Source organism: Halorhabdus sp. CBA1104 (assembly GCF_009690625.1).
Lineage (GTDB): Archaea > Halobacteriota > Halobacteria > Halobacteriales > Haloarculaceae > Halorhabdus.
This window is the reverse complement of record NZ_CP033878.1, coordinates 933107-959062: the sequence shown is the minus strand read 5'-3', so window position 1 is coordinate 959062 and position 25956 is coordinate 933107. Positions and strand designations below refer to the sequence as shown.

At 60.7% G+C, this 25956-nt stretch carries 20 protein-coding genes, 1 tRNA gene and 1 pseudogene; 9 read left to right on the top strand and 13 right to left on the bottom strand.

The window, feature by feature from the left end; all coding sequences use genetic code 11:
* On the top strand, positions 1–900 hold the full coding sequence (locus tag Hrd1104_RS04935) for a hypothetical protein (protein ID WP_154551702.1): 900 nt from the start codon (positions 1–3) through the stop codon (positions 898–900).
* 6 nt (positions 901–906) lie between these two features.
* On the opposite strand, the gene Hrd1104_RS04930 is transcribed toward Hrd1104_RS04935, so the two are convergent.
* Positions 907–2046 (bottom strand): S1C family serine protease, encoded by a 1140-nt coding sequence (locus tag Hrd1104_RS04930; protein ID WP_154551701.1) that lies wholly within the window; start codon positions 2044–2046, stop codon positions 907–909.
* Between the two features lie 90 nt (positions 2047–2136).
* Here Hrd1104_RS04930 and Hrd1104_RS04925 point away from each other — a divergent pair, with 90 nt between their 5' ends.
* Positions 2137–2847 (top strand): metal-dependent hydrolase, encoded by a 711-nt coding sequence (locus tag Hrd1104_RS04925; protein WP_154551700.1) that lies wholly within the window; start codon positions 2137–2139, stop codon positions 2845–2847.
* A gap of 26 nt (positions 2848–2873) precedes the next feature.
* Here the strand turns inward: Hrd1104_RS04925 and Hrd1104_RS04920 are convergent, their stop codons facing one another.
* Both Hrd1104_RS04920 and Hrd1104_RS04915 read right to left on the bottom strand, forming a co-directional pair.
* Positions 2874–3716: a TatD family hydrolase gene (locus Hrd1104_RS04920; protein ID WP_154551699.1), complete on the bottom strand. Its 843-nt coding sequence runs from the start codon at positions 3714–3716 to the stop codon at positions 2874–2876.
* A gap of 86 nt (positions 3717–3802) precedes the next feature.
* Positions 3803–4249: an NYN domain-containing protein gene (locus Hrd1104_RS04915; RefSeq protein ID WP_154551698.1), complete on the bottom strand. Its 447-nt coding sequence runs from the start codon at positions 4247–4249 to the stop codon at positions 3803–3805.
* 136 nt (positions 4250–4385) lie between these two features.
* Here Hrd1104_RS04915 and Hrd1104_RS04910 point away from each other — a divergent pair.
* Positions 4386–4460, top strand: a tRNA-Glu gene (locus Hrd1104_RS04910).
* 227 nt (positions 4461–4687) lie between these two features.
* Positions 4688–5869, top strand: coding sequence for a bifunctional sugar-1-phosphate nucleotidylyltransferase/acetyltransferase (gene glmU / locus Hrd1104_RS04905; RefSeq protein WP_154551697.1), 1182 nt, complete (start codon positions 4688–4690; stop codon positions 5867–5869).
* Positions 5870–5900: 31 nt separating this feature from the next.
* On the opposite strand, the gene Hrd1104_RS04900 is transcribed toward glmU, so the two are convergent.
* Entirely contained in the window at positions 5901–9539 is a 3639-nt protein-coding gene (locus tag Hrd1104_RS04900; RefSeq protein WP_154551696.1) for an MMPL family transporter, read from the bottom strand.
* 252 nt (positions 9540–9791) lie between these two features.
* Between Hrd1104_RS04900 and Hrd1104_RS04895 the strand changes: the two genes are divergently transcribed.
* Together Hrd1104_RS04895 and Hrd1104_RS04890 are read left to right on the top strand one after the other, a co-directional pair.
* Entirely contained in the window at positions 9792–10598 is an 807-nt protein-coding gene (locus Hrd1104_RS04895) for a hypothetical protein (RefSeq protein WP_154551695.1), read from the top strand.
* 87 nt (positions 10599–10685) lie between these two features.
* The gene (locus tag Hrd1104_RS04890; RefSeq protein WP_229770542.1) at positions 10686–11294 is read left to right on the top strand and encodes a TetR/AcrR family transcriptional regulator; all 609 of its coding nucleotides are present in this window, start codon (positions 10686–10688) and stop codon (positions 11292–11294) included.
* A 19-nt stretch (positions 11295–11313) separates the two neighbouring features.
* Here Hrd1104_RS04890 and leuS read toward each other — a convergent pair whose 3' ends face one another.
* Positions 11314–14007, bottom strand: coding sequence for a leucine--tRNA ligase (leuS, locus tag Hrd1104_RS04885; protein WP_154551694.1), 2694 nt, complete (start codon positions 14005–14007; stop codon positions 11314–11316).
* A 494-nt stretch (positions 14008–14501) separates the two neighbouring features.
* On the opposite strand from leuS, the gene Hrd1104_RS04880 reads away from it, so the two are divergent.
* Positions 14502–14867 (top strand): sterol desaturase, encoded by a 366-nt coding sequence (locus Hrd1104_RS04880; RefSeq protein ID WP_154551693.1) that lies wholly within the window; start codon positions 14502–14504, stop codon positions 14865–14867.
* A 120-nt stretch (positions 14868–14987) separates the two neighbouring features.
* On the opposite strand, the pseudogene Hrd1104_RS13560 reads toward Hrd1104_RS04880, so the two are convergent.
* The 4 genes and pseudogenes from Hrd1104_RS13560 to nrdR form a co-directional block, all read right to left on the bottom strand.
* Positions 14988–15325, bottom strand: a pseudogene (locus Hrd1104_RS13560) (ribonucleotide-diphosphate reductase subunit beta); the annotation flags it as partial.
* A gap of 89 nt (positions 15326–15414) precedes the next feature.
* A complete protein-coding gene (locus Hrd1104_RS04870) occupies positions 15415–17109 on the bottom strand; it encodes a ribonucleoside-diphosphate reductase subunit alpha (RefSeq protein WP_154551692.1) in 1695 nt (564 codons plus the stop codon).
* A gap of 2 nt (positions 17110–17111) precedes the next feature.
* Complete coding sequence (locus Hrd1104_RS04865) at positions 17112–18122, bottom strand: ribonucleotide-diphosphate reductase subunit beta (RefSeq protein ID WP_154551691.1); 1011 nt, start codon at positions 18120–18122, stop codon at positions 17112–17114.
* A 132-nt stretch (positions 18123–18254) separates the two neighbouring features.
* On the bottom strand, positions 18255–18743 hold the full coding sequence (nrdR, locus tag Hrd1104_RS04860; RefSeq protein ID WP_154551690.1) for a transcriptional regulator NrdR: 489 nt from the start codon (positions 18741–18743) through the stop codon (positions 18255–18257).
* A 1056-nt stretch (positions 18744–19799) separates the two neighbouring features.
* Here nrdR and Hrd1104_RS04855 point away from each other — a divergent pair.
* Positions 19800–20555 carry an MBL fold metallo-hydrolase gene (locus tag Hrd1104_RS04855; RefSeq protein ID WP_154551689.1) on the top strand — a complete coding sequence of 252 codons (756 nt, stop codon included), beginning with the start codon at positions 19800–19802 and terminating at the stop codon, positions 20553–20555.
* A 7-nt stretch (positions 20556–20562) separates the two neighbouring features.
* Here Hrd1104_RS04855 and Hrd1104_RS04850 read toward each other — a convergent pair whose 3' ends face one another.
* The 4 genes from Hrd1104_RS04850 to rqcH form a co-directional block, all read right to left on the bottom strand.
* Complete coding sequence (locus Hrd1104_RS04850) at positions 20563–20961, bottom strand: PPOX class F420-dependent oxidoreductase (protein WP_154551688.1); 399 nt, start codon at positions 20959–20961, stop codon at positions 20563–20565.
* Positions 20962–21054: 93 nt separating this feature from the next.
* Positions 21055–22212 (bottom strand): ATP-binding protein, encoded by a 1158-nt coding sequence (locus Hrd1104_RS04845; protein ID WP_154551687.1) that lies wholly within the window; start codon positions 22210–22212, stop codon positions 21055–21057.
* Between the two features lie 71 nt (positions 22213–22283).
* Complete coding sequence (locus Hrd1104_RS04840) at positions 22284–23351, bottom strand: mRNA surveillance protein pelota (protein ID WP_154551686.1); 1068 nt, start codon at positions 23349–23351, stop codon at positions 22284–22286.
* 30 nt (positions 23352–23381) lie between these two features.
* The gene (rqcH, locus tag Hrd1104_RS04835) at positions 23382–25577 is read right to left on the bottom strand and encodes a ribosome rescue protein RqcH (protein ID WP_154551685.1); all 2196 of its coding nucleotides are present in this window, start codon (positions 25575–25577) and stop codon (positions 23382–23384) included.
* 139 nt (positions 25578–25716) lie between these two features.
* Here rqcH and Hrd1104_RS04830 point away from each other — a divergent pair, with 139 nt between their 5' ends.
* A complete protein-coding gene (locus Hrd1104_RS04830; protein ID WP_154551684.1) occupies positions 25717–25941 on the top strand; it encodes a hypothetical protein in 225 nt (74 codons plus the stop codon).
* Positions 25942–25956 lie beyond the last annotated feature (15 nt).

The following is a 25956-nucleotide window of genomic DNA, read 5'->3' as shown; positions in this document are numbered from 1 at the left end:
ATGGACTTAGACGAGATCCAATCAGTACAGAGTCGCGAGCGCCAAACCGACAGCCTCCAGCAACTTCGCGATTCGTTCTACGAGGAGGCTGGCGAGTTCGTGCGTGCGCTCCGTAAAGAACGCGAGCGAGTGGCTGCAAACGCGGACGATCCCTTCGATGCGCCCGAAGTCAACCGGCTGAGCGACGACATCGCGACCGCCGAACAGACACTCGAAGCCATCTACGAACGACGGGTCGGGAAACTCGTCAAGATGGCCTCGATGGCGGCCGCGGACATGCCAACCGAAGACGGCGGACTGACAACCGAAGAGCAAGACCTCTTCGAGACGCTCGTCGAAGCGATCGAGAACAACCGGACGCGTGTCTTCGACGTCCTAGACGGCGAGACGGCTGATATCGGGCTCGACGAGACGGCCGGGATCGAAGCCTCCACAGACCCTGCCGGCAGCGACCCGGCCGAGGAGGATCCCGAGTCCGGCCAGCCGAGTAAGGCTCCCAGTCAACAGGAAACACAGCCCGACGTCTCTGCCGCCGATCTCATGGGGAGTCCCGATCCCGTCCAGCAGGACGACCCCGACGACATGAGTGACAAACCCGTCGACACGCCGCCGGCCACAAGTGCCACGTCCGGCGGGAAGACAGTCGACGAGGCGACGCGGGGCGACGGCGGCACACCCGGACACGGTGGGGCGAGTGGCAGCGATGGCCCAGGGGCTGTTCCTGCAGACAGCGTGGCTGACGGTATCGACCGAACCACGGTCAAGATCACTGACGACGTCGGCGAGATACTGGGTATCGACGATCGAGCGTACGATCTTGCAACTGACGACGTGGTAGCACTTCCCGAGACCAACGTGGCGCCACTACTCGAACAAGGCGTCGCCAAACGGCTAGAGTAACCTCACTTACTGGGGCCGCACACCGATGTCGACTTCGACAGACTGTTCCGATCCGTCCCGCCAGATACGCAACTCGGCTGGTTCGCCGGGCTGGGTGCCCAGTGCCAGCACACTCGCGAGCGCGTCCGACGTCGGGACTGGCTGGCCTGCAACGCGGAGAATGACGTCGCCACCGACAGGGACAGATTGGCCATAGACGTATTCACGGCCCGTCGAACCACGGAGGACGCCGTCGGCCGGCCCGTCTGTGACGACGCGAGTGACGTAGACCCCGGTCGCTTCGGGCATGTCGTTGGCCGCAGCCAGTTCCGGAGTAACGTTTTGCAGTCCGATCCCGAGGTACGGGTGCTCGTAAGAGCCGGTCGCGATCAAATCAGGGATGACCTGTCTGGCCAGCGGTGCGGAGATCGCGAGTCCGATATTGTCACCGCCACCGGCGCTGATGACGCCGACGACTTGTCCTCGTAAATCAACCAGTGGCCCCCCACTGTTGCCAGGGTTGACGGGAGCGTCGGTCTGTATCGCATCGGGGATGTTGAAATTATTCGGGGCCGACAGCGTTCGATCGACACCGCTGACGATCCCGCTTGAAACCGTTCCCGAGAGGCCGAACGGATTGCCGATCGCGATGACTTCGGTGCCGACGGCTGGGTCTGCCTCGACAAGTGGAAGGGGTTGGGCCGCATCCGGGTGATCGTCGACACGAAGGACAGCTAGATCGCTATAGACGTCAGTTCCCACGACTTCGGCGTCGCGCCAGCCGGTTGTTCGATATCGAACGAACAAGTCCTGGGCATCGGCGACAACGTGTTCGTTCGTCACCAGATGTGACTCGTCGTAGATAAACCCCGAGCCCGCACTTTCGCCGCTCGCTGTCAGCACCCTGATCTGTACAACCGAATCTCGAACCGCTTGATAGACTTCGCTAAATCGAGCGGTCCCGTCGTCATTTAGTTGATCGATCGGTTCTCCGTCGATGAGATCGCCATCCTGGAGTTCGATCGGCGTTTGCGTCGATCGATCCGAAGTGGCAGTCTGGGTCGGTGTCCCACTCGACGGTGAGTCGGCACACCCAGCCAGGCTGAGGGCTGTCGCGGCACCGACCGTCCGGAGGAAGCCACGCCGTGAGACGCCATCCTCAGACATACACGTACCTAGGTAGCGGTTCGCATAAACGCTTGGGCCAGGGCCGCCCTGCAGTGTTAAGTGACCGACACCCATACGACCGGATGACGTATGCACCTCACCTGGCACGGTCATTCGACCTGGAGTGTCGTCGTCGACGAGACGCGCCTACTCGTCGACCCATTTTTCGACAATCCGAAAACAGCCCTGTCGCCTGCCGAGGTCCAACAGCCGGACTTCGTGTTGCTCACGCACGGCCACGCCGACCACATCGGGGACGTAGGTGCCTTCGACGCGACTGTCGTGGCGACGCCGGAACTAGCTGCCTACGTCGCAGACACCCACGGCAACGAGACGATCGGTATGAACCTCGGCGGAACCGTCGAGGTCGGTGACGCCTACGCGACGATGCACCGGGCCGACCATACCAACGGCATCAACACCACCTACGAGGTCGGTTCGGCAGGCATGCCCGCCGGGTTCGTCATCTCGGATGCGGAACCGACGCGGACACGCGACGAGGAGACGACGGCCTTCTATCACGCCGGCGATACCAGCCTGATGACCGAGATGCGGGACGTGATCGCCCCGTTCCTCGAACCCGACGCTGCCGCCGTACCGATCGGTGATCACTTCACGATGGGGCCAGAGCAGGCCGCCGTCGCAGTCGACTGGCTGGCGGTCGATCACGTCTTCCCGATCCACTACGATACGTTCCCGCCGATCGAACAGGATCCCGAAGACTTCGCCCGCGAAGTGGAAGCCGTCGGTAGTGACGCCGACGTGCACGTCCTCGACGGTGACGAGACGTTCGAACTGTAAGCAGCGGTCGTCTTTCCACTTGGCGATTACAGCGTCGCTTCCGTGTCGATTCCGTAGACTGACGCCGGCGTCTCGACGTGTGCGGTCCGGACGGCATCCTCGTGTCCGTTTTCGAGCAGCCACTCGGTGCGACGCGGAACTGTTTTCGGCCCCAAGACTGCGCCTGGCCGGTCCGGATCGTCGATGAAGTCCGTCTCCAAAAAGAACGGCTCGGCTATCTCGGCGGCGATTTCGAGTTCATCTTTGTCCGCGAGAACGCTTTTGGTTGGGCCGTCGAGACGGCCCTCCGAATAGTGTTTGACGACTTGCGTTGCGGGGAGGCCCCGCTCCTCGGCCCATGCCCCAACCTGAGTAAAATCCTCGCCACCTTCCGTGTGCAACTGGACCGCACAGCCAGTTTCCGCGCCGAGTTCGAAGGCGTGTTGCATCACGGCGTTCGAGGCGTCCCAGACCGGATCACCGACCTCGTAGTGAGGCCGTCCGGATTTCAGGCCGAGCGCCGGGCCGTCGGCAACGTACTCGGCGGCGATGTCGAGCCCAGCCTGCATGATCTCTCGGGCTTGTTCGGGCGTGTAGCCACGACCAGTTAGCTTCGAGATCAGTGCCGGATGGACGCCCAAGATCGGCCAGGCACGTCCGTCCAGGACGTCACTGGCTTGTTGGACAGCTTCGATCGTCGTCTCGAAGACCGACTCGAAGATAGCCTCGTCTTCGGGAATCTCGGCGATCATCCAGGAGGGCTTGTTGACGACGAGCATGTGCGTACCACCGGCCCGGGCAAAGTCCTCGACGGCGTCGATCCCTCGTCCGTGCTCGGGATCGAGGTGCAGGTGGTTGTCGAGGATTGGCCCGTCGTACGTGTCGGTCATGTGCTGAAAGGCAGGCGCGGGAGTCAAAAAGACGTTCGTCTCCGAGTGATGCCCCACCCAGGGACAACACCCCGGAGGACCGTCGATCAGTCTCCCAGCGTGTGACTCTCGTGAGCGGTCGCTGCCAGCCCAGCAGAGCGACCGTACTCGCCGGGCGCAACTGCGACGGTCTGGCAGCCAGCTTCCGCCGCGACTTCGAGAACCGGTTTGAAGTCGATGTCCCGAGAGGCAACCACGACCGTCTCGAGGTGATTCTCGCTGACCGCCCGCGTCCCGTCGACTGCGAGTTTGACGTCCACATCCCCGCTGGTGGTCACGACCGCGAACCCGTGTGCCTCCCCGGCCTGGATGAGCCCCGGCGTCGCGTGTTCGTCGAGATAGAGCTTCGCGGTCCGAACGTCACCGTATGCGGAAGCGATCGAACGTAGATCGTCGAGATCGACGTCGAACTCCGAACGAAAGACGTTCGGGCCATCGACGAACAGGCCAACGCCGGCACGTTCTCGGCCGAAAAGCTGTCCAACCAGTCCCATGCTACTGACGTGGGCCAGCGTCACCTTGGAGGTTCCGTCTCGGGCATCGACTCTGTGGCTCCATAACACGCCACAGAGCAGCGACGATTGACGGCATTTATTAGGCAGCAGTCCCTCGATTCGATTGCAGTTGATCGCTCGGTTGGTGTAGTCCGGCCAATCATTTCGGCCTTTCGAGCCGATGACCTGGGTTCAAATCCCGGACCGAGCATTTCTCAGCGAGCAAGTCCGCAAGCTATGGCTGTGAACGGAGGGATTTGAGTTAGGGGAGATCGAGCACAGTGCAGTCTGGTCTCGCGTCCACATTCCAGACTGGCTATTCGTTTTCGTGCCGTCGCCTGCCTGAGCGTGGGGATGGGTCAGGACGCTGCTTGGCGAGTGGGGAACATAGCGCCGTCGAGCGGTAAGTCTATCTGTCCGCATCGAGAGGCCACGGGCATGCAGACAGTTATCCTCGCCGCCGGGGAGGGGACGCGGATGCGTCCGCTGACGGCGAAAACACCAAAGCCCATGTTGCCGGTCGTCGATCGCCCGGTACTGGCACACGTCGCTGACGTGGCCGTCGACGGAGGTGCGTCGGAATTGATTTTCGTCGTTGGCTACCACGCCGAGAGTATCCAGTCTCACTTTGGGGAATCGTATCGTGGCGTGCCCGTCACGTACGTCGAGCAACCGAAACAAGACGGGACGGCCGACGCTGTACGTGCGGCCGAGTCCCACCTCGATGGTTCATTTGTCGTTCTCAATGGGGACAATCTCTACGACGCCACGAGCGTCCAGGCCCTCTTCGAGAACGGGCCTGCCCTCGGGACCTACGAGGTTTCGACGCCCTCGAACTACGGTGTCGTCTCTGTCACAGACGGCAGCGTCACGGATATCGTCGAGAAGCCGGCCGATCCGCCGACGGATCTCGCAAACGCCGGTGCCTACGCCTTTCCGGCAAAGGCCCGCGAGTGGCTCGACGTCCCCCGGAGCGAACGGGGCGAACACGAGATTACCGATGTCGTCACGAAAGTCATCGACGCCTACGACGTCAGTGCGGTCGAACTCGACCGGTGGCTCGACGTGGGTCGGCCCTGGGAGTTACTCGAGGCCAACGAGACCGTCCTTGCGAGCATCGAGCGGGATATCCGGGGTACCGTCAGCGACGACGCGGATCTCCGCGGCCCGGTCGTCATCGAAGCGGGGGCGACAGTCGAACCGGGAGTCGTCATCGACGGCCCAGTCTACGTCCGTTCCGGGGCAGAGATCGGGCCCAACGCCTACGTTCGGGGCGCGAGCATGATCGGTGCCGACGTCCACATCGGTAATGCCGTCGAGATCAAGAACAGTGTGGTCCGAGCGGACACGAACGTGGCTCACCTCTCGTACGTTGGCGATAGCGTGCTCGGGAAGTCTGTCAACTTCGGTGCGGGGACGAAAGTAGCGAACCTCCGTCACGACGGGGAGACGATCCGGGCGACAGTCAACGGGGACCGTGTCTCGACCGGCCGACGGAAGTTCGGCGTCGTCGCCGGCGACGACGTCAAGACTGGGATCAACACCAGCATCGATCCGGGCGTTATGCTCTCGACAGGGATAATAACAGACCCAGCCGAGCGAGTCTCACGCGACCGATAGCCGACGAAAGTACTTCTCCAGTCGTCGTTAGCTACCGTTCGTCCTCGATCCAGAGCCGACAGAGCCGTTCGAATTCACTCTCCGAGAGGCGGCCGTCGGCAACGTGTCCAGTCGCCAGCCGTAACTCGCCCTGTGATATTTGCCCTTCCGATCGGACCAGATCGAACAGGTCGGACACGACGGTAACCGAGTCCTCTCCGTCGATGGCAACATCCGGGCCGGAGGTCAAGACGACGCCGTCGAATTGCAGCGTCGAGCCGTCGGAGGCGTCACCGGCAATCGTCGCGTCGTATTCGACTTCGATCGGCGCTTCGGGGTCTTCCCAAACGAGAACCGCCGTCGAGTCACTGACGGCGAACTCGGCGGGAGCGGGACTGGCCGTCCGGAGAGCGATCCCGGCTCCGTCGAACCCGTCTCGGACGGCGAGACGACCGCTCACGCCCTCGATACGGACGGTGACGGTCACGCCATCGCCAGGTGTGACACGCGTGGGTTTGACGGACCGTTCGGCACTGATCGGCGTCGCGTCCACCTGTTGGTCGACAGCCCGGGTGTTGGCTGTCGACGCGTCCGTGTCAGCGGAGCTGCTATCGGTGTCATCGTCCGGTTCGTCCGCGCTGAACGTCCACTCCGGGCCGAACAACCGGGTCCAGACGACCAAGAGACTGGGGAGGACGAGGACCGCTGCCAGGAAGGCATAGATGATCGTCAGTCCGGTGATCAGGCCGAATTGCTGGAGCGGGGGCAGGATGGCGAACACGAGGACGCCGAACCCACCGACGGTGGTTGCCGCGCTGCCGAGCAATGCACCGCCTGTGCCAGTCACCGAGCGGTCGAGTGCCTCCCAGACGGAATCGGCGCGTTCGAGTTCTTGATTGTAGCGTTCACTGAGGTGGATGCTGTAGGCGACCCCGAGCCCGACAGTCAGGCTCGTGATCATCCCCGTCATCACGTTGAACGGGATATCCAGCAGGTACATCGTACCGAGAATCCAGGCGACGCTGAACACGACCGGCAACAGGGTGACGAATCCGAGTGTCGCGCTCCCGTCACTGATTCGGTAGACGACCATCAGGAACGCGAAGACGGCCACGAGTGTGATCAGCAGACTCTGAATGACCGTCTCTAGTAACTGATCTTGGATGATCTCGAAGAGGATCGTCTGGCCGGTCGCCGTCGCCTCGATACCACTTCCGGACAGTGAATCGGCGACAGCCCGCATCTCCTCGGTCACGGCCGAACTCGAGGCACCGCCTTGAATCGAGACGACGATCCGGGCTGCTTCGTACTCGTCGCCGTTCTTCGAGAGGACGGCTCCGGCCTGGTCCGGTGCGACCTCGAACAGCGTCTCGTAGACGGCAGAGACGTTCGTCTCGGGCACCCCATCACCGTTTGCATCTGCGGCCTGGAATGTCGCGTTGAACGTCTCGTTTTGGGCAGCGACCGTCTCCATCACCGACAGCGGGGATTGGACGTCGGGCTCTCCACTCGAGAGCTTCTGGGTGACGTTTTTGCCGGCCATCTCACTGCGTGCCTGATCGAGTCGTTCGATCGCGTCGGGCGTGGCCAGATCACCCCGTATCAGCAGCTGTGCTTGGGAGTCCTCGCGGATGAAGCGGTCGTTGACGTAGTTGAGGTTCTGCTTTGCGGTGTAGTCACCAGGCTTGAACGGCTCGGGGAGTTGCTCCATCCAGCCGGGCGGATCCTCGGCGAGGAAGTCCTCCTGTGCGAAGGTCGTATCGACCTGTGAGCCACCGTAGGCCCCAGCAGCCGACAACAACAGTGCGAAGACGATCACGGCATAGGGGGCTTTCCGAGCGCCGACCGAGCCGATCTTGAGTACCTGACTCAGGCGGCCCCCGCCAGTCCCGATCGCTCGCTTGTGCCGATCGAAGCCACGGCCTTCGAGGAACTCGTCGAGTTCGACTTTCAATGCCGGGACGAGCACACCGAAGATCAGCAGTGCAGCCACAATCCCGACTGAGCTGACGACGCCGAACTCCTGGATCGGCGGTACCGGACTGGTGACATTCGAGAGGAAGCCGATCACGGTCGTCGCCGTGACCAGCGTCAGTGCGACGCCGACACCGGCGAGGGCGGTCCGCATCGACTCTCGTGGCCCGAGTTCGTCACCGGCGGTCCGTTCCTCCCGGTGACGCATGAAGATATGAATTGCGTAGTCGATCGAGAGCCCGATCAACAAGACCGGGACGGCGATGAAAATCTGGTTGAATTCGATGCTCGCCCACCCCATGAACCCAAACGTCCAGACGAGGACGGCACCGATGCCGAACACGCCCAGGATGATGTCGAGGATGTCACGGTATCCAATCGCCAGGGCCAACAAGACGAAAAGGAGCGCGAGCGGGCCGACGATGAGCATACTGTCGGTCATCGACCGGTTGATCTCGTCGGTGATGATACCGCTCCCGAACACGAGATACTCTTGTTGGAAGTCCGCGCCGAGATCCTGGAGTGCCAGTTGGGCGTCCGTAATTGCCTCGGGGGCGGTTCCGCCCGGTGGCAGCGCCGTCTCCGTCTGCTGGGTTACCAGCAGCATCGTCGCTTGGGCACTCCTCGACCCCTGATCGTAGTTGGTCGACATGAACGTCAACGCCCTCGATGGGCTGTTTCCGTCGGCACCGAGAACCAGCCCGACTGTCTCTTCGATCGCCGACGCGTTCATCGATTCGAGCTGGTCGATCTGCTGGGTCAGGGTTGCCGCGGTAGCGTTCTCGAAGGCTGCCCGTGTTTGCTGTAGTTCCGTCCCAAGGTCACGGAGTTGTTCGCCCCGTTCGCTGAGTTGAGCTGCCTGTTCCTGCAACGCAGCGCCACGCTGTTGGAGCTGGGCCCCCCACGTTTCGAGGCGCTCTTGTTGTTCGGCCAGTGCGGTGTACTCCGCGGCGAGGACACCGCGTGTGCCGAGTTGATAGGCCTCCTCGATCGCCGCTGGATCAGTTGTGTTCCGAAGTTGCTTGGCGGCCGTCTCGAATGTCGCGTAGTCAGTTTCGTTCAACTCGACCGACGCACTCGCCGCCACAGCGTCGAACTGATCACGAATGCTGGCGGTCGGCTCCTGCTGGATGGTCTGGAGTCCCGCCTTTAGTGCATCTGCGGTCGCGTTCACTTCGGTCGCTCGGGCCGTGACAGCAGCTTTCGTCTCGTTGAACTCGGTCCGGTTTTTGGCGAGTCGCGTCCGCTCTGCTTCGAGAGCAGCCCGTTGCTCTTGGACCGTTTCGTTTACGCGCTGAAACTCCTGGGCGGTCGCCTGGAGTGCCTGGCCGCGCTCTTGTTTGATCGCCGCTGTGGCGATAGCGTTGGCGATGCCGACAGTCGCACGCTCTTGGGCCAGCGTCTCCCCGATCGCTGGATCAGTACGGATCTGTTGCTGGTAGCGGAGCGTCTCGAGTAGTGCGGACTTACTCAGGACGTTATCTCCACGGACGATAACCTGTGCTGTCGTGGTGTTAGCCGAACCGGTCGAGAAGTGTGTCTCGATGTAATCGAGGTCGTCTGCCTCCGGCGTCTCCGACTGGAACTGATCGAGCGACGAGGTCTGTGAGACCTGTGCCGCCCCAGCCCCGATGACCATCGTCAACACCAGCATGACCGCAATTGCGAGTTTGCTGTAATCTGTGATGGCGTCGACGATGGTGTCAGACACGCTCATTGAACCACGTCCCGTTTCGAGGCGAAGATAAGCATCTGTAGTCGTTGCGTTGGCACGAGCGGGTAATAGGCTTGTTGGAATTTACTGAATGTTCGGTCAATATTGCCGCTGGACGGGTGCGTAAGTGAGATCCCAAACTTTGATGCTGACTTACCGTTCAGTTACTACCATGCACCGGGAGACAGACACGGCCAGATTGACGGGACCGGCTCGGGGGACCGGGAACCGGCTGGCGGTCACGGGGGGACATGGATGACAGCTTCGAGTGAGTCCGCCGAGACGGACATTGCACGTGCGATCGACCGCCAGATTCAGACCTGGTTGAAAGCGGCGCCAGCACAGTTGGTGACGGACGCGACTCGTCCGATCGAAGAGGCGGCCGATCAGTTCAGTGGCCGATATCTAGTGCTTGCTGGACAGGCACTTCCGGGGACGGCCGATCGCGAGCAACTGCTGTCTGCAGCCGCGAGCGTGGCGTGTCTCTCGGCGCAGATGCGACTCAAGGCGAACGAAGCCATCGAGGCAGACAGCGACGACACGACACGGGCCGTACTCGCCAGTGATTTTCTCCACTCGCTTGCATACGCCGGTGTCCCAACGGATGACTCTCCGGCCCAAACGCGCCACGCTACGGAGTCGATCGGTCAGGCCTGCTACCGATCGCTCACAACGGCGAGTCAGCGATTCACGCGTTGCTGGTTTCGATCGGGAGCCAATGACTCAGCCCAGACGGCACCGATCGAGCCGATCGTCACCGCGGCAGCAGGCGAGCTGGCTGGCCTTCTGGAGGAAGCGAACGACAAACGCCTCGACGCACTGCGGTCACTCGGGCTGACCCTCGGACTGCAACGGTGGCGACAGCGGACGAGTCGAACACAGTCACGTCACAGGGCGGCTGAGAGCGACCCAGAACTCCCACAGGGACTACCGGAGGCCCTCACCCAGACAGAGGTCCAAGAGGCACTGTCGATGCTGCCAGAATCGTCTGATCGGTCCGTTCTCGAGCGATTCGTCGACAGCGTTTTGACCATCGGTCACAGTAATCCATCAGAAACATGACTTGTATGCATCGATGGCCGAGGCGCGCCTGGGCCACCCAGCAATCAGTCGCGCCGTCGATCAGGGACCGCTGGATTGGTGATAACAGTGCCTGAACCATCGGATTCCGAGGACGAGCGGACCACTGAAGAAGCGATCATGACCGCGACCTACCGGGCGCTCTGTGCCCACGGGTATGCCGGGACCAGCATCTCCCGCATCGCAGAGGAGTTCCCAAAGAGCAAATCACTCCTGTACTATCACTACGAAGACAAAGACGAGCTGTTAGCCGATTTTCTCGGCTTCTTGCTCGACCAACTCGAGGCCGAACTAGAAGCAGATACGCCAGATGGCCCCGAAGAGCGCCTCGACGACTTCCTCGACAAACTCGTCCCGACAGGGATGGATGAAGAGCACCTCCAGTTCTTCCAGGCGCTGATCGAAATGCGCGCGCAGGCTCCCCACGACGAAACATTCCGCCGACAGTTCGACCGAACTGACGACGTGATCGTCGCAACGCTCACCGAGACGATCGAAGCAGGGATCGAGCAAGGCGTTTTCCGACGGGTCGAGGCGACCCAGACGGCAGAGTTCATCCACGCGATGGTGTATGGCATGCTAGTCAGGAGTGTACTCGTCGATGACGAAGCGGTCCTCGAGTCGACCAGAGAAGAACTCGACAACTACGTCGATCGTCACCTCCGAATCGAGGCATAAGCGAGTAGAAAGCGGTTGTTCAGTCGATATGGATAGCTGGCTTGCCAGGCGTGGCCCTGCCGGCTAGGTCCTCGTCATCGACCGTGTCTGCGGTGGTGATCCGAACCGTCGCGTCGAATTCCGTCTCGAACAGCCAGCGCGCCTGATCGAGCAAGGCGCGTTCTCGATCGGGTTCGAGGACCGGTTCCAGCGAGCGCCGACGGGTTTCGAGATCGGCGAGATACGGTCCAGCACGGTCCCGATGGTCGGCGACGAGTTCGTCTTTTAGAGCCTGGCTGACGACCGCAGCCTCTGGATCTGCGGTCCTGACGGACTCGTAGGCCCGGTACTTCCATGCAGGGGCGACGACGAACGTGATCTGGTCTGGATCGTCGATGCCCGCTACGTCACAGATGTCACGGACGTCCTCGCGAGTGCTCTCGATGAGCGCGCGTTCGATTTGGTACGCTGTGACGTTGCTCGCTGGGTCGGGCCACTCGGCCTCGACGACCAGCCCCTCACACCGGAGGGTGTTCCAGAGCTCTTCGGCCAGATATGGGGCGATCGGGCCGATCAACAGGGCAAGCGTCTCCAGGCCGCGCCGATAGACCGCTTGCTGTGGGGTCCCAGCATCGAGGTACTGGCCAAGGAGTCCAGCCAGGCCACGGATCTCGGCGATCGCCTGGTGGAACCGGAAAGCATCGAACTCCGCGGTCGCAGCGGCGATGGTTCGGTCGATCGCCCGGTCGAGATACTCATCTCGTGGGGCAGGCTCGTCGCGGAACTGCTCGCGTTCGTCGAAAGCTCGCCCCATCTCGTGGAGTTGCTGTTGGAACTCGTAGGCCGAACTGACGTCCTTTGCGGTCCACTCGAAGTCCTGTCGCGGGTGGGCCGCGCTCAGGACGAACAGGCGCGTCGTCTCCGGGCCGTACTCGTGGGGCGTGATCACGTTGCCTTTCGTCGTGGACATCTTCTCCCCGCCGTGGAGGACCGTTCCCTGGTTGACCAGCCGCTGGACGGGTTCCCGGACCGAAAGCAAGTCAAGATCCGACAGCACCCGGGCGAAAAACCGGATGTACAGCAGGTGTAACACGGCGTGTTCCTCGCCGCCGACGTAGACGTCGACGGGGAGCCACTCCTCGGCGAGATCGGCCTCGAAGGGCGCGTTGTCGCTGTCGGGCGAGAGAAAGCGCAGGAAGTACCACGAGGAGTCGACAAAGGTGTCCATCGTGTCCGTCTCCCGGCGCGCGGCGGCCCCACATTCCGGACAGGTGGTCTCGACGAATTCTTCGTTCTCGGCGAGGGGATTGGCCCGCGAGTGCTCGTAGTCGGGGAGTTCGACCGGTAACTCGTCTTCGGGGACCAGTACCGGTCCGCAATCGTCACAGTGGACAATCGGGATCGGCGTCCCCCAGTAGCGCTGACGGGAGATGAGCCAGTCCCGGAGTCGGTACGTGACAGCCGAGTCCGCACAGTCAAGTTCCGAGCGCAGTTGCTCGCGGGCATCCCCGGTTTCCAGTCCGTCGTACTCCTCGCTGTTCCGGAGGATCCCCTCGCCCGTGTACGGGGCCGATTCGAGTTCCACGTCTGCGTCATCGTCCGCCGGGTCGATCACCGGTGCTATCGTGAGGTCCTGTGCCGTTGCGAACGCGTGATCGCGCTCGTTGTGGGCTGGCACGCCCATTACTGCGCCAGTGCCCACGTCGTCGAGGACGTACTCGGCGACGTAGATGGGCACGTCCTCACCAGTCAGTGGATGGATGGCGTGGACACCGGTGAAAACACCCGCGTCCACACTGTTCGAGCGGCCGCTGTCGCTTGCCCGAACCGCATCGAGGTACTCGGCGACGCGCTCGTCGTCTGCAGCCAGCGTCCGGGCAAGTTCGTGACCGGGCGCGATCGCGAGAAAGGTCGCCCCATAGATCGTATCGAGTCGCGTCGTAAATGCTGAGACGTCGCCATACTCGGGGACCTCGAACGTGACTTCAGTCCCGTCCTGTTTGCCGATCCAGTTGCGCTGGATCTCCCTGACGCTCTCGGGCCACCCCTCGAGATCATCGAGGCCATCGAGTAGTTCCTCGGCGTAGTCGGTGATCGTGAAGAACCACTGATCGAGCTCGCGGGTCTCGACGGGTGTTTCACATCGCCAGCAGAGACCACTCGTTCGGGCCGGCTCCTCAACGTCCGGACCGTTTCCGTCGCTTGTGGCCGGTCGCTCGACCTGGGCGTCTGCAAGGACCGTCTCACAGTCCGGACACCAGTTGACCGCGGCCGCGTCGTATTCCACCAGGTCGGCCTCGTAGAACTGTCTGAACAGCCACTGGTTCCAGCGGTAATACGATGGATCGCTGGTGGTGAACTCCCGTGACCAGTCGTACCCAAAGCCCATCGCGTCCATCTCCTCGCGCATGCTCTCGATGCACGATTCCGTCCAGGAGCGGGGATCGGTGAAGTGCTGTTCGGCGGCGTTTTCCGCAGGAAGGCCAAAGGCGTCCCACCCCATCGGCTGGAGCACGTCGTCGCCACACATCCGCCGGTAGCGGGCGTAGGCGTCGGTGATGGCATAGTTCCGGACGTGGCCCATGTGGAGATTGCCCGACGTGTAGGGAAACATCCCGAGGACGTACGTCGGGTCAGTCGCGTCGTCCGGACATTCGTAGACGTCGCGGCGGTCCCACTCGTATTGCCAGAAATCCCTCACGACTTCCGGAGAATACCTATCATGGTGTGACATATGATGTATGACGGTATCTCTCACGTCCCAAAGCAAAAATGTACGGTCGGGAATGGCGTGAGGGTTGATTATTCAGAGCGAAACTCGCGCGTTACGTTCGTTCGGTTGGCGTTTTATCGAAAACAACGTTTCGTCAACGAAAACTCACTAGTATCTAATACTACTCCGCAGGAGGGAGAGTACCCGTCAAAGCGTCCCGATTAAGTCACTCAAGGAGGCCGAGAGTATCCTTGTGCTTCGAGATTAGGTCACGCACTCGCTTTCGATAGGCAGCTTTCGGTCCACTGCCGGCCATCTTTTTACTTCCTTCGCTCTTGTGTAGTACATTGTTAATGGCACGCAGTCTTGGGATTTTGGATTACGTCGGCCGATCACTGATCGGGTCAGAGAGCCGTTTAGACCTCTGGTCATGACCCTCCATCAGAGTCCGACGACAGTATCAACAATCGCTCACCCAAGAGCGTTTAACAGCTATCTGGATTACAGAACAAGTGATGGGCAGTTCTCATCACAGGGTGGTTGGTATTCTCGTTACACTGGTCGTCACCGGTGGACTCTATTGGTTTGTGGGGCATTTTGCACTGGCGGCAGTCACAGGATTGCTGTGGGGAAGCGGTCTCCTTATGACGCTTCGAATCGCCCGCCAGCACTCCTCTCACACGACTGGTGATAACTGGGAGGATAAGCGTTGGACCGGGGCCGGGACGGGGCTCTTCACGCTTGCCGCGCTAGTCGGTGTCAGTCTGACACTGCCGATCTCGGCCGAACTCCAACTCGGCCTCGAATTCCTCGTTATCGGCGCTGGATTTGTCGGATACATAGCCGGCACTATGGCCGAACTCGAACGGAATGCGGAGTAGTCGTCTTTCCCCATCTCGAACGCTCTGTATGTTCTCTGTACTGACCGGCTTTTCACCTTTCACACTGGATAAAGAAACCGCATTTTCAACTACTGCTATGCGGAACGCGGTCGGATGGTACCAATTGAGGCTTCCCCCGCTCTGGTATTCGGTCATCTGCGTCTCGAAGGGATCCCCTTCCTTGTTCAAGTTGACTTATTCGGACATCCACAGGAACGGATTGTCAGTCCCGTACTGTTCCGGTAAGTTGAGTTGTCCAAGGCGCGGGTCGGTGATGTGTTCGACGTCCTCGGCAAACTGCTCGGCACTCATGCCAAGTATTTCGTCAGGACACGCCTCGTAGGTGTGATTCTTTCTAACTCGACCGCTTCGGTAATCAGGTCGACTACTTCGTCGCCGAACTCGTCGATCCACACGCTGGGATTCTCCGACCAAATCTGTTTGACGAGATCCACGCCTAAGCTGTCAAGGACCGAGGCACGCATACGCCGAGGGGTAGGGTGGCGTAGTTTACATGGACTACTCTATTATACCGGCCGATGGGGGATCAGCTCTCACAGGCCTTGCATTCGAGGATGTCTCGGCTGAACTTCTGTGCGGCGTTCACGCTGTGTTGGTAGTAGAGACTCTTCACCCCTTTTTTCCAAGCCTCGATGTAGAGCTGGTTGATCTCCTTGACGCTCACTTCGCTCGGATCGATCGAGACGTTCAGGCTCTGTGCCTGATCGATGTGTTTCTGCCGCTGCGCTGCCTGGTTGATGATCGCCATCTGTGGGATCTCGGCGAAGGTCTTGAACACCTCCTTCTCCTCGTCGGTCAGGCAGTCGAGGTGTTGCACACTCCCGTCGTTCTGTGCGATGCTGTCCCAGACCTCGCGTTCGTCTCTGCCTCGCTGTTGCAGTATCGCCTCGAGGAACCGGTTCTTCTGCGTCGATTTCAGCTTCGCACCGTCGCGGACGAAGTAATTCGATTTCAGTGGTTCGATGCTCGGACTGACCTGCCCCAGGATGACACTGCTGGATTTCGTCGGGGCCACGCTCATCGTCGTCGCGTTCCGGCGACCGTAGCCCTCGAGCACCTCCGGCTCGCCGAACTCGTCGGCGAGCCGACGACTCTCCTCGTAACTTCGCTCCTTGATGGTGCGGAAGATTGCCTCGTTTTTCTCCATGGCCTCCATGCTGTCGAACGGAATCATCTCGCTCTGGAGGTAGCTGTGCCAGCCGAGGACGCCGATGCCGATCGCCCTGTGCCGTTTCGCAAACCGCACCGGGCGATCCATGAACTGCGTCCCCTCCGCCTCTTGAATAAACTCCTCCATGACGGCATCAAGGAACCGCGTCAGCGTTCCCACTGCGTCGGTATCCTTCCACTCGTCATAGTGGAGCGCATTCATCGATGAGAGACAACAGACGAAACTCTCATCTGGCGTGGCTGGCAGTGCAATCTCGGTACACAGGTTGGAGGCATTGATTTCGTAGCCCTTGTCCTTGTAGACCTGTGGCTTACCTTCGTTCATGTTGTCCCGGAAAATGATGTACGGGACACCGATGTTGATCCGCGCCTCAATGATTTCTGCCCACGTCTCTCGCTTCTCCTCGTCGCCGTCGACCATCGCCCGAAACCAGTCGTCACCGATGATGACGCCGTAGTAGATGTCCTGTACGGGGTCGCCCTCGGTCTTGATGTTGAGCCACTCGTCCAGATCGTCGTGTTCAACGTCTATGTACCCCGCGAACTGGCCGCGCCGCGTCTCGCCCTGGCTGACGACGTTGATGATCGTGTCGAACAGCTCGGTGAAGCTGTAGCTTCCGTTGCTCTTGCCGTTGTTCGTGATCGGGCTGCCTCGGGGCCGGATCTCGCCGAAGTACCCGCTGGTCCCGCCGCCCAGCTTGGTCATCTCGCCCACTTCGGCCTGCGTGTAGAGGATGCTCTCCATGTTGTCCTCCATGTAGCTACCGAAGCAGCTGATGGGCAGGCCTCGATCCAGACCGAAGTTCGACCACACCGGACTCGCGAGGCTGTAGAAGCCCCGACTCATGTAGTCGTAGAACTTGTCCGCGAAGCCGTCGTCGTCCAGGATCTCCTCGGCCCGCTCCGCGATCTCCCTGACACGCTCCTCGGCCGTGACACCCTCGATCAGGTACCCCTCGTCGAGGAACGCCCGGCTGTCCTCGTTCAGCCAGTAGAACGGTTCCTCGTGCTGCTGGTTGACCTCGTCGAGTGCTGGTTCTGTTTGTGCCATCGTTAGAACATGTCCTCCGCAGTGATGCTCTGTGCGTGTTTGTTGTACGTGGTCGACCGCTTGCTGAAGAAGTCGTTGTCCTTCGTCATCATGATGTCCTCGTCGAACCACCGTGTCTCCTCGAGCAGGTCATCGTCCGGGTCGAATATCGGCTCGACACCGACGTTCTCGAGGCTCTGGTTGAACCGGTCCCGCAGGAACGCGTCGACGTGCGCCCGGGGAAGAAACTCCAGTTCGCCCTCACCGAAGATCCAGTCCAGTATCTTCATCTCTGCCTCAAACGCCTGCTGACAGGCCGCTTGGACCTCTTCTTCGAAGTCCTCGTCGAAGAGATCCGGATTCTCCTCGCGAATCGTCTCCACGAGTTCGACACCGAACAGTCCGTGAATCTGCTCCTCCTTGCTGGTCGCTTCGACGGCGTTCGCGATCCCCTTGAACTTCTTTTCGTGTTTGTCGAAGCTCGTCATGATGAGGAACTGCGAGAACAGCGAGACGTGCTCGACGAACGTGGAGAACAGCAGGAGACTCATCACGTACTCCTGTGTGTCGTCGCTCTCGCTCTTCTCGAGGTACTCGTCGAGGTAGTCGATCCGCTCCTCGATTGCGGGGACATCGGTCACCTCCTCGAAGTCCTCTGTGATCCCCAGGATGTCGAGGAGGTGGCTGTACGCGTCCATGTGTCTGACCTCGCTCTCGGCGAAGGTCATGCCGACGTTCCCAACCTCCGCTTTGGGCATCTCGTCGTAGATCTCTGCCCAGAAGGTCTTGACCTGGACCTCGATCTGCGCGATGGCCAGCATCGTCCGCTTGATGACGGTCTTTTCGGCCGGAGTCGTGTTGACCTTGAAGTCTTGGACGTCTCCCGAGAAGTTGAACTCCGTGTGAACCCAGTAGCTGTTCCGTATCGCGTCTTTGTACTCGAGGACGTCGGGGTACTCGTACGGTTTGAGCTGCGTCCGTTCGGAGAAGATGTCGGTCTCCGGATCTCCGCCTGTGGTTTTGTTTTCAGTCATTGGCACGTACTCCGGAGGAATCGTCCTCTGTTGGTTGGTTTCTGTTTCCGTCGTTGTCTGTACGTTTGGACATGGATCATGCTTGCCCGGTCAAGGATGACCGAATATTCGTTTGATCTGCGTATGTTTGTGTCATAGTGAGCTGTTCGAGGCTTCGAAGTCATCAAGTTCTGCATCCAAGACTGCATCAAGTTCTTTCAGGAATTCCTGCGGCTCAGAGAATGCTTTGTAAACGGAGACAAATCGAATGTAGGCTACCTTATCGAGCGTGCGGAGGTTCTCAGAGACGAGTTCGCCGATGAGACTCGAAGCGACGATACGTGCCTCTCGACCTTGCAGTTCGCTCTCGATATCGTCGACGAGAGCAGTCACTGTTGTCTCGGTTATATCCCGCTTCTCAACGGCTCGCTCGATCCCTGCGCGGAGTTTCTGTCGGTCGAACGATTCAATGGTTCCGTCGCGTTTTTTCACTTGGAGGGACTCCCACTCCGGACGTTCGTAGGTGGTAAAGCGGAACGAACAGCGTTGACACTCGCGGCGCCGTCGGACGGAGGTTCCGTCGGCACTGGTCCCTGTATCGATGACGCGTGTTCGCTCGTTCCCGCAGTCCGGGCAGTTCATAGTTGTCACTGCTTAATCCTCTAGGCTCTTAACCCTATATGTGGCGTCTCTCGATTTTGACCGCAATATCTGGTGGTGAAGGCTGTCACATAAAACTTCCCCAATAGGATTGATGTAGTACAATTAAAATTGATTAGTGGGGTGGATGATTGGGATCATATACATTGAGAACACCAGTCTCAACTTCTGTGAGCCGTGGGTCCCACAGATTCGGCGTTTAGATTTCTACAAACCAATAACTCAACAACACTTATGGGCGATATCGAGCTAATCAGCACTTCAGGAGGGGCGCACAACCTCGGGGGATTGATTTAATTTGTAATTATTTATAACATTGAAGAGAGAATCAGCCGATCAGTAGGTGTAGCAGCAAACGATATCTACGGAGACGACGAACTTGTTGCCATTCTCGTAGACCGTGTCTGGTGGAAACTCCGACCAGACCTTGTCGATACACAGCAATTGTCCGAGATCGCTGATGCTGCAGCTAGCGATAGCTGTGTGGCTATCGGGATACTTCGTAAAGCGGTCCACCGATTTGCCCGCACTGTGGAGCCCCTCGCCGAAAATTTTGGTCGCCCTAAAATTCAAAACCGTTTTATACTTTAGGCGAGCCTAAATCGCGTGGAAGACGATTCCAGCGGCCACGAGGCACCGACACGGCGTGAGTACATGAAGTACGGCGGAGCAGTTGTGGGCGGGGGGTTGCTCGCCGGCTGCACCGGTGGGAGTAATTCGCAGTCTACGACAACAGAAGCGGGCTCCACACAGACCACCACGGAAACAACGACCGAGACAACGACGGAAAAACAGTTGGTACTCCGTGACAATAGAATCACTTTCTACTTAGCAGTATTCTATCCAAGTACTTTGGGTATAGTTACATACTCCTGTATTCGTGCGTGGTTGTAGTGACTTCGATCCATGGCGACTCCGTAGCTGAATGTGGCTCACTCCGGCGGCGGGCGGCGTAAACCTGACCGACGGATCGGGCGGCCGTTTCCCGCTTCGTGGGTCTGACACCAGAACTTTCCGCTCGGCCGACCAGGTGTGGCTATGCGCCTGAGGTTTCTGGGCACGGGTAGTGCGATGGCGACGGGCGAGCGCAACCAGACCGGACTCCTGTTCGAGACAGCCGACAGTCGCATGCTACTGGACTGTGGCAGTGGCGTCCTGGGTGGCCTGGCAGCGACCGACGGTGGCTACACCGATCTCGACGCTGTCCTTCTGACACACCACCACCTCGATCACGTCGCCGACCTGCTGCCGCTGTTGAAGGCCCGCTGGCTCGCGGACGCACCGCCGCTCACGATTGCCGGTCCACGGGGGACAAGAGAACTCGTCGACGACCTGCTGTCGGTCCACGCGTATCTCGACGATCACGTCGACCCGACTGTCACCGACCTCGATCCGGGAGCGGGCACGATCGGCGGGTTCGACATCCGCGCCCGGGGCGGAAAACACTCGATGCCGGGCTTTGGTTATCGAGTCACGCCCGCGAACAGCGACGGCCCCACAGCCGTCTTCAGCGGCGACACCGTGGCGTTTCCCGAGTTTCTCTCCGTGGCCGACGGGGCCGACGCGCTCGTTCACGACTGCTCGTTTCCCGACGACGTCGAGACCGACAACCATCCCACGCCAGCGTCACTCGGCGCGGCACTGGCGACGGCCGACATCGACGTTGGGGCGGTCTATCTCACCCACCTCTATCCCCACACCGACGGCCGCCACGGGGAGATGCTCGATTCCATCGCCGACTCCTACGACGGGGAGGTCCGAATCGCCGCGGACGGCCTCGAAGTGACGCTCTGACTGTCAGTCACTCGCTGGTGAGGACTTCCACGGGCCGGATCCGCAGGAGAACGCGTTCGGTCTCGATTGGATTCGGGTACTCGTCTTCGCCCATGTACCGCTGTGCCAACGCGTCGATGTGCTCGCGTGCCCCCTCGGTCGTCGTCTCGGCGACCTCACCCGTGACCGAGAGAAATCGATACGGGTCGTCCGGGTCGACCATGCTCACCGACACTGTCGGATCCCGAGCGACGTTCCGTTCCTTGCGTCGCCCGCGCTCGGTGTTGACCAACAGCCGGTTGTCTTCGGCATCGTAATCGACCCAGACCGGCGTAGTGTGTGGCTCGCCCGCTGGAGTCATGGTCGTGACGTGTGCGAACGTGGCCGTCTCGAAGAGTTCTTGGAACGTGGACGGGATCGTCGCCATAGCGGGCAATTCACCGGCCGAGGGATTAACAGTACTGGCCGGCGAGCCCACTCCAGCTGTGGGGTGTCGATGCGGCCGGCCCCCGACGAGCCCTCAGACCCGATCGAGCCTAACGCGGAAGTCCGCCCCGCCGGCTGCACTCTCCCGGACGTCGACGGTCCCACCGTAGGACTCGGTGAGTGCCCGGACGAACCCGAGTCCGAGTCCGGTGCCAGTACTCTCTGGACCTTTCCGCCCCATCTCGAAGATGTCGTCGCGAATCTCTTCGGGGACACCCGACCCATCGTCGGCAAATCCGACGATGACTGTTTCGGGGGTCGGTTCCTCGACGTAGATCGAGACAGTCACGGGGTCGTCGTTGTGAATGGCCGCGTTCGAGAGGATGTTGGTGAACACGGAATCGAGCAAATCGCCCCCGTATACTTGACACGCGAACGCGTCGGGATCGAACTCGACGGTCAACCCGTCGTACTGGGAGTCGACGTCTCGAACAGTCTCCTCGAGTTCGGCCCTGAGGGACTTGGGTTCGGGTTCGGTGGCCTCTTCGAGTGTCGAGACGAGGTCCCCGACCCGACCGATCAGATCCGACGCGCTCTCGGCGGAGCGTTCGATCCGCTCGACGTACTCTCGGGTCTCTCCGTCGACCTGATCGGCAACCACGTCAGCGAACCCGGTGATGACTTGCAAGTCGTTTCCCAGGTCGTGTCTGAGCAGCCGATCGTACATCTCGACCATCTCCTTGCGCGTTTCGAGATCGTTGCGCGCTCGTTCGAGTTCTTCCCGAGACCGAATATTGCTGATGGCCGTCGCCGCGTGGGAAGCCAAAATTTCGAGGGGCTCAGCGTGTCCGTTGTCGATCTCCTCGATCGCCGTCGCCCGCATGACGAGAACGGCGATCACGTCGTCGACGATGCTCGCTGGCACAGCAAGCTCTGCTTTGACCGAGGAATCCGCTGTCAACCCGGCGTCCGCTCCGGTCCGGCGAACTGTCTCGCCGGTCTCGATTGCTTCGAGCACGACCCCAGAGGGCTCGTCACCTGCCTCGAGGTGTGGGTTCATGCTCTCGCTGACTTCTGGGACTCCATTGCGGACCTCGACGAACGTCGAGTAGGGATATTCGAACAACAACGACATCGCTTCCAGCGTCAGCGACACCACTTCGTCGACCGACTCACAACTGTTCAGCGCTTGTCCGTACCGGTTTAGATCGGCGACTTGCGCAGCGAAGTCACCCTGATCCTCGAAACCCATCGGCAATGTGATCTCCGTCGTTGTATCGTCGTGCCCCCATCAAAAAACCATTGCGACAAGTGGCTGAGACGTCACTGGAGTCGATACCGCAGCAACGCCGCAATGCCACCGAGATTGGCGAGTTGCTGGCCTGGATCGAACTCACCTGAGAAGACAGTGACATCCCCGCCCTGTTGTTCAGTCCGCTCGACGATCTGATCGATGTCGACATCCCAATCGCCCTCGCCAGCACGGGCGCTTCGCAGTCGATCGTCGAGAACGAGCAGGCGCTCGATCGCGCCGTACTCTGCGGCTGCTGCCACTTCGTCGGGGCCGTAGGCGACTTCGACACCCTCGGCGATCCGCTCCATCAGTTCGTCGATCAGCCCGGCTTCCTCGGCGATCCGGGTCTGCTCTTGGACGTCCTCGACGGCACCACGTTTGAGAACCTCGTGAACACCGCGATCCCCGACAGCGCTGGTGTCGACTGTCGTAATCGCCTCGGCGACCTCGGGTGCTTCGTCTTCGATATAATCGAGCGCGTCCTGTTTGGTAAACCCGGGGCCAGCGAGGATAATCGCGTCAGCGTCGGTACGGACCAACACGTCTGTCAGTTCGCTGAATAGCTCGGCACGCGGGCGGGCGTAATCGCCTTTCCCAGTCGGCCCGCTGATGCTCGCCCGCTCTTCGGTTCCGTATTGAGCGACTGTATGGACGTAGGCCTGGCCTTCCTCGACGGTCGCGACCGCCACGTCTGGTGCGTCGGTGGCCTCGACCGCATCCTCGATGCGATCGAGTTGGTCGGGTTTCCAGGCTTTTTCGACGTCGATCTCGTCGTGCTGTTCGACGTTGAGTGTGTGATGAGCACCGAGTTGGTCCTCACGGGAGCACTCGGCGATGACGCCACTGACTCGCAGACGATTGGCAAAGCGGGCAAATTCGACATCCTCGACGTCGAGACCAACCCAGATGTGTTCGCGTTCGCCACCGGTATCCCGGAGCTGGTCGTCGTTGCGCTGGATGCGGCGGGTCGTGTCGCCGGAGACACGATCGTCCGGCTCGATGACGTAGTTGAGATGCCAGAGGTCGTCGAGGCTCTCGGGGACGAGCGTAAGGCGCTCGCGGCCACCCTCGACGCGTTCTCGCTCGTCGATTCGCATACGATGATTCAGTTCGGAGCCGACAAGTGCCTACTGTTTCGATCGGGTCGTCTCTCGGCGCCGACACCGGACCTCGACACGCGGATCGACGACAGTGGCGTCGGGGCTGTCGTCACTTGCCTTCCTCACCCTACTCTTCGACCATGCGGCTGCCCCCGGCGGCAAGAACTCCTGGATCAGGTCCGGGCTGGCGACTTTCCGAACGAACGTCTCGTCGGCGAACCGGCCCTTGAATTCCCGGTAGAGCTTCTTTCCGATATCGTTCTGGGCAAACCGGCCGGGTTCGACGGTAATACTCGTCTCCGCCTGATCGCGGATTGCACTCGGTGGCCCACCGACGACACGCGTCTCCGGCTCACAGGTAATCCCGACCGCCACGCCGACGGGCGTGTCGTCGTAGTACGTCCGATCGCCCCTGATCGCGAAGCTCCCTTTCTCCAGATACTCGCCACTCTCCGGGGTCTTCGTGACTTGATCGCTGTCGACAGAGTAGACGTCACCGGCGTACTTGCCGTCCTTCCAGAGTGTCGAATAGGAGACCGCAAACTGTGCGGCTTCCTCCCGGCTCCGTTCGGGTATCGTCAGATCGTCGGGGGCGGCCTCGCTCGGGCCAGTTGCTTTCAGAATCGTCGCCGGAGCGCCGTGGGCCTGCGTGTGGAAAAACAGGTCGCCGCGATCGAGGTACTTCTTGACCAGCTCCTCGTTGTGGTCGGCGTTGCGTCCACCGATAACCAGAAAGTCGTCGCTGGTTCGAAACCACCGAAAGCGGTCGTACCAAGTCTCGGACTGTCGAACTGGAATCGAGTCTCGGGACAGCCAGTCGACGTCTTCGTCGGCTTGCTCGTCGTCCCCGTCCTCGCTTTCCTCGGCTTCCCACGCCTCACGGCGCTGCTTGACGGCTTCTAGCTGTTCGCGAGTTTCCGCGATCGCGTCTTCGGCCCCGGCTTTCTTTGCCTCGATGCGCTTTGCCTCTTGGTAGAGCCGATCGGCGTTCTTCTCGACGCCCGTGTCGGCTTCGAGTTCGATGCGGTGGTCCTCAAGTTCGATGGTGACTGTCCCACGACTCCCATCGACGTCCCGGACGGCTGTTGCGGCTGGAATCCCCTGTTCTTTGCCCGCTTCGAGGGTCGACTCGATCTCGTCCCAGGGCGTCTCGGCCGCCCGGGCATCCTGGATCGTCGAGAGAACGTCGTCGACGAGATCGTAATTCGCATACAGAAGTTGTGCCCGCTCCCGTTCGCGCTCGGCGTCGGCCTCGAAGTCTTCGATTGCCTGCTCTTGTTGTTGGATGATACGCTGCTGTTTTTCGATCTCGGCTTGGAAATCGGGTCGATCACTCCCACCGGTTTGTTCGTCTTCGGCACGGTCGAGTTCGCGGAAATACGCCTCCAGTGCTGCGGTAAACGAGTCGTACCGCTCACTGTCGAGGTGGTCGTACTCACGCAGGGGTACCGGCGTGGCGTCGACCGGTTCCTCGTCCTCGTGGTAGAGTCGGGGATCGAGATCGCCGGCCTGTAACCGCTCAGAGAGGGCCGTAATCGACTCATAGAGGGCTTCGAACTCGGCCTCGGTCGTGTCCGCGATCGGCTGGTTGTACGGCACATCAGCCCGCGAGCAGAGTTCCTCCCCGTAGAGACCACCGAAGTTGAGCTGGGTAGCGAGCGTTCGTACCACGTCAGCGTCGGACTGGCTCATGCGGTCGAGGAAGTCCTCGTACTCGACTGTGAGAGGGTTGAAGCGGGCCTCGGGGAACTCGTATTGGCCGCCCGGCGCGACCGTCCGGGACTGCAACCGGACCGTCTCGAAGCTATCGATAACGGTGTCGGTTTCGTCGAGAATCACGACGTTCCCGTCGCCAAACAGTTCGGCGACGATCGTCGTGTGGTCGTCGGTCCGCTCGAACCGGAAGGTGAGGATGCGGTCGAACTCGAATTGCTCGACGGCAGCGAGTTTCGACCCATCCAGCCGGTTGCGCAACATCATCGCGAAGTTCGGCGGCCGTTCGGGTGCGTCGGGGACCCGCTCGGGAGCCATCGTGTGCACCCGCTTTGGGTCGTCGACTTGGACTAGCAATTCGATCCGGCCGAAGTTCGGGCCGCTCAGCTTCAGTCGTAAGAGATCGTCGTCGTAAAGATAGGATTTATCGTGGTGTGCACCGGTGTACTGGCTCAGCTCACCAGCGAGTGCAGCACAGTCCACACTCGTCAGTTCCCGCTTGCGATCCATGCCTGGACTGGTCGGGCGCGCGTGGTAAGCGTGTCGCTCGGACGTCGTTCCAGTGGTCCGTGCCACCATCGCTGCCAGCCTCTATGTCGGCTAACTCACCCGCCGAGGATTTTAGTCACGGTAGCTGTTAGCATAGGCCGTGATTAGCCCTGCCGGCCTCTCAGTGACGGACGCGGACGTCGAAGCATCCTTCCGGGACCATCCCGTCGCTCAGTGGCTCGTACTCGCTGTCACGACGGGGGTCCCGTGGACTCTCATCCAACTTGCTGTCAGTGACTCGACGGCGGTGGCGTTGTTGAGTGGCGGTGCATTCGGGGCTGTGTTCGCGACTGTCTTCGTGCTCGTCCGGCGAGCAGACCACTGATCGGCTGCCTGCCGC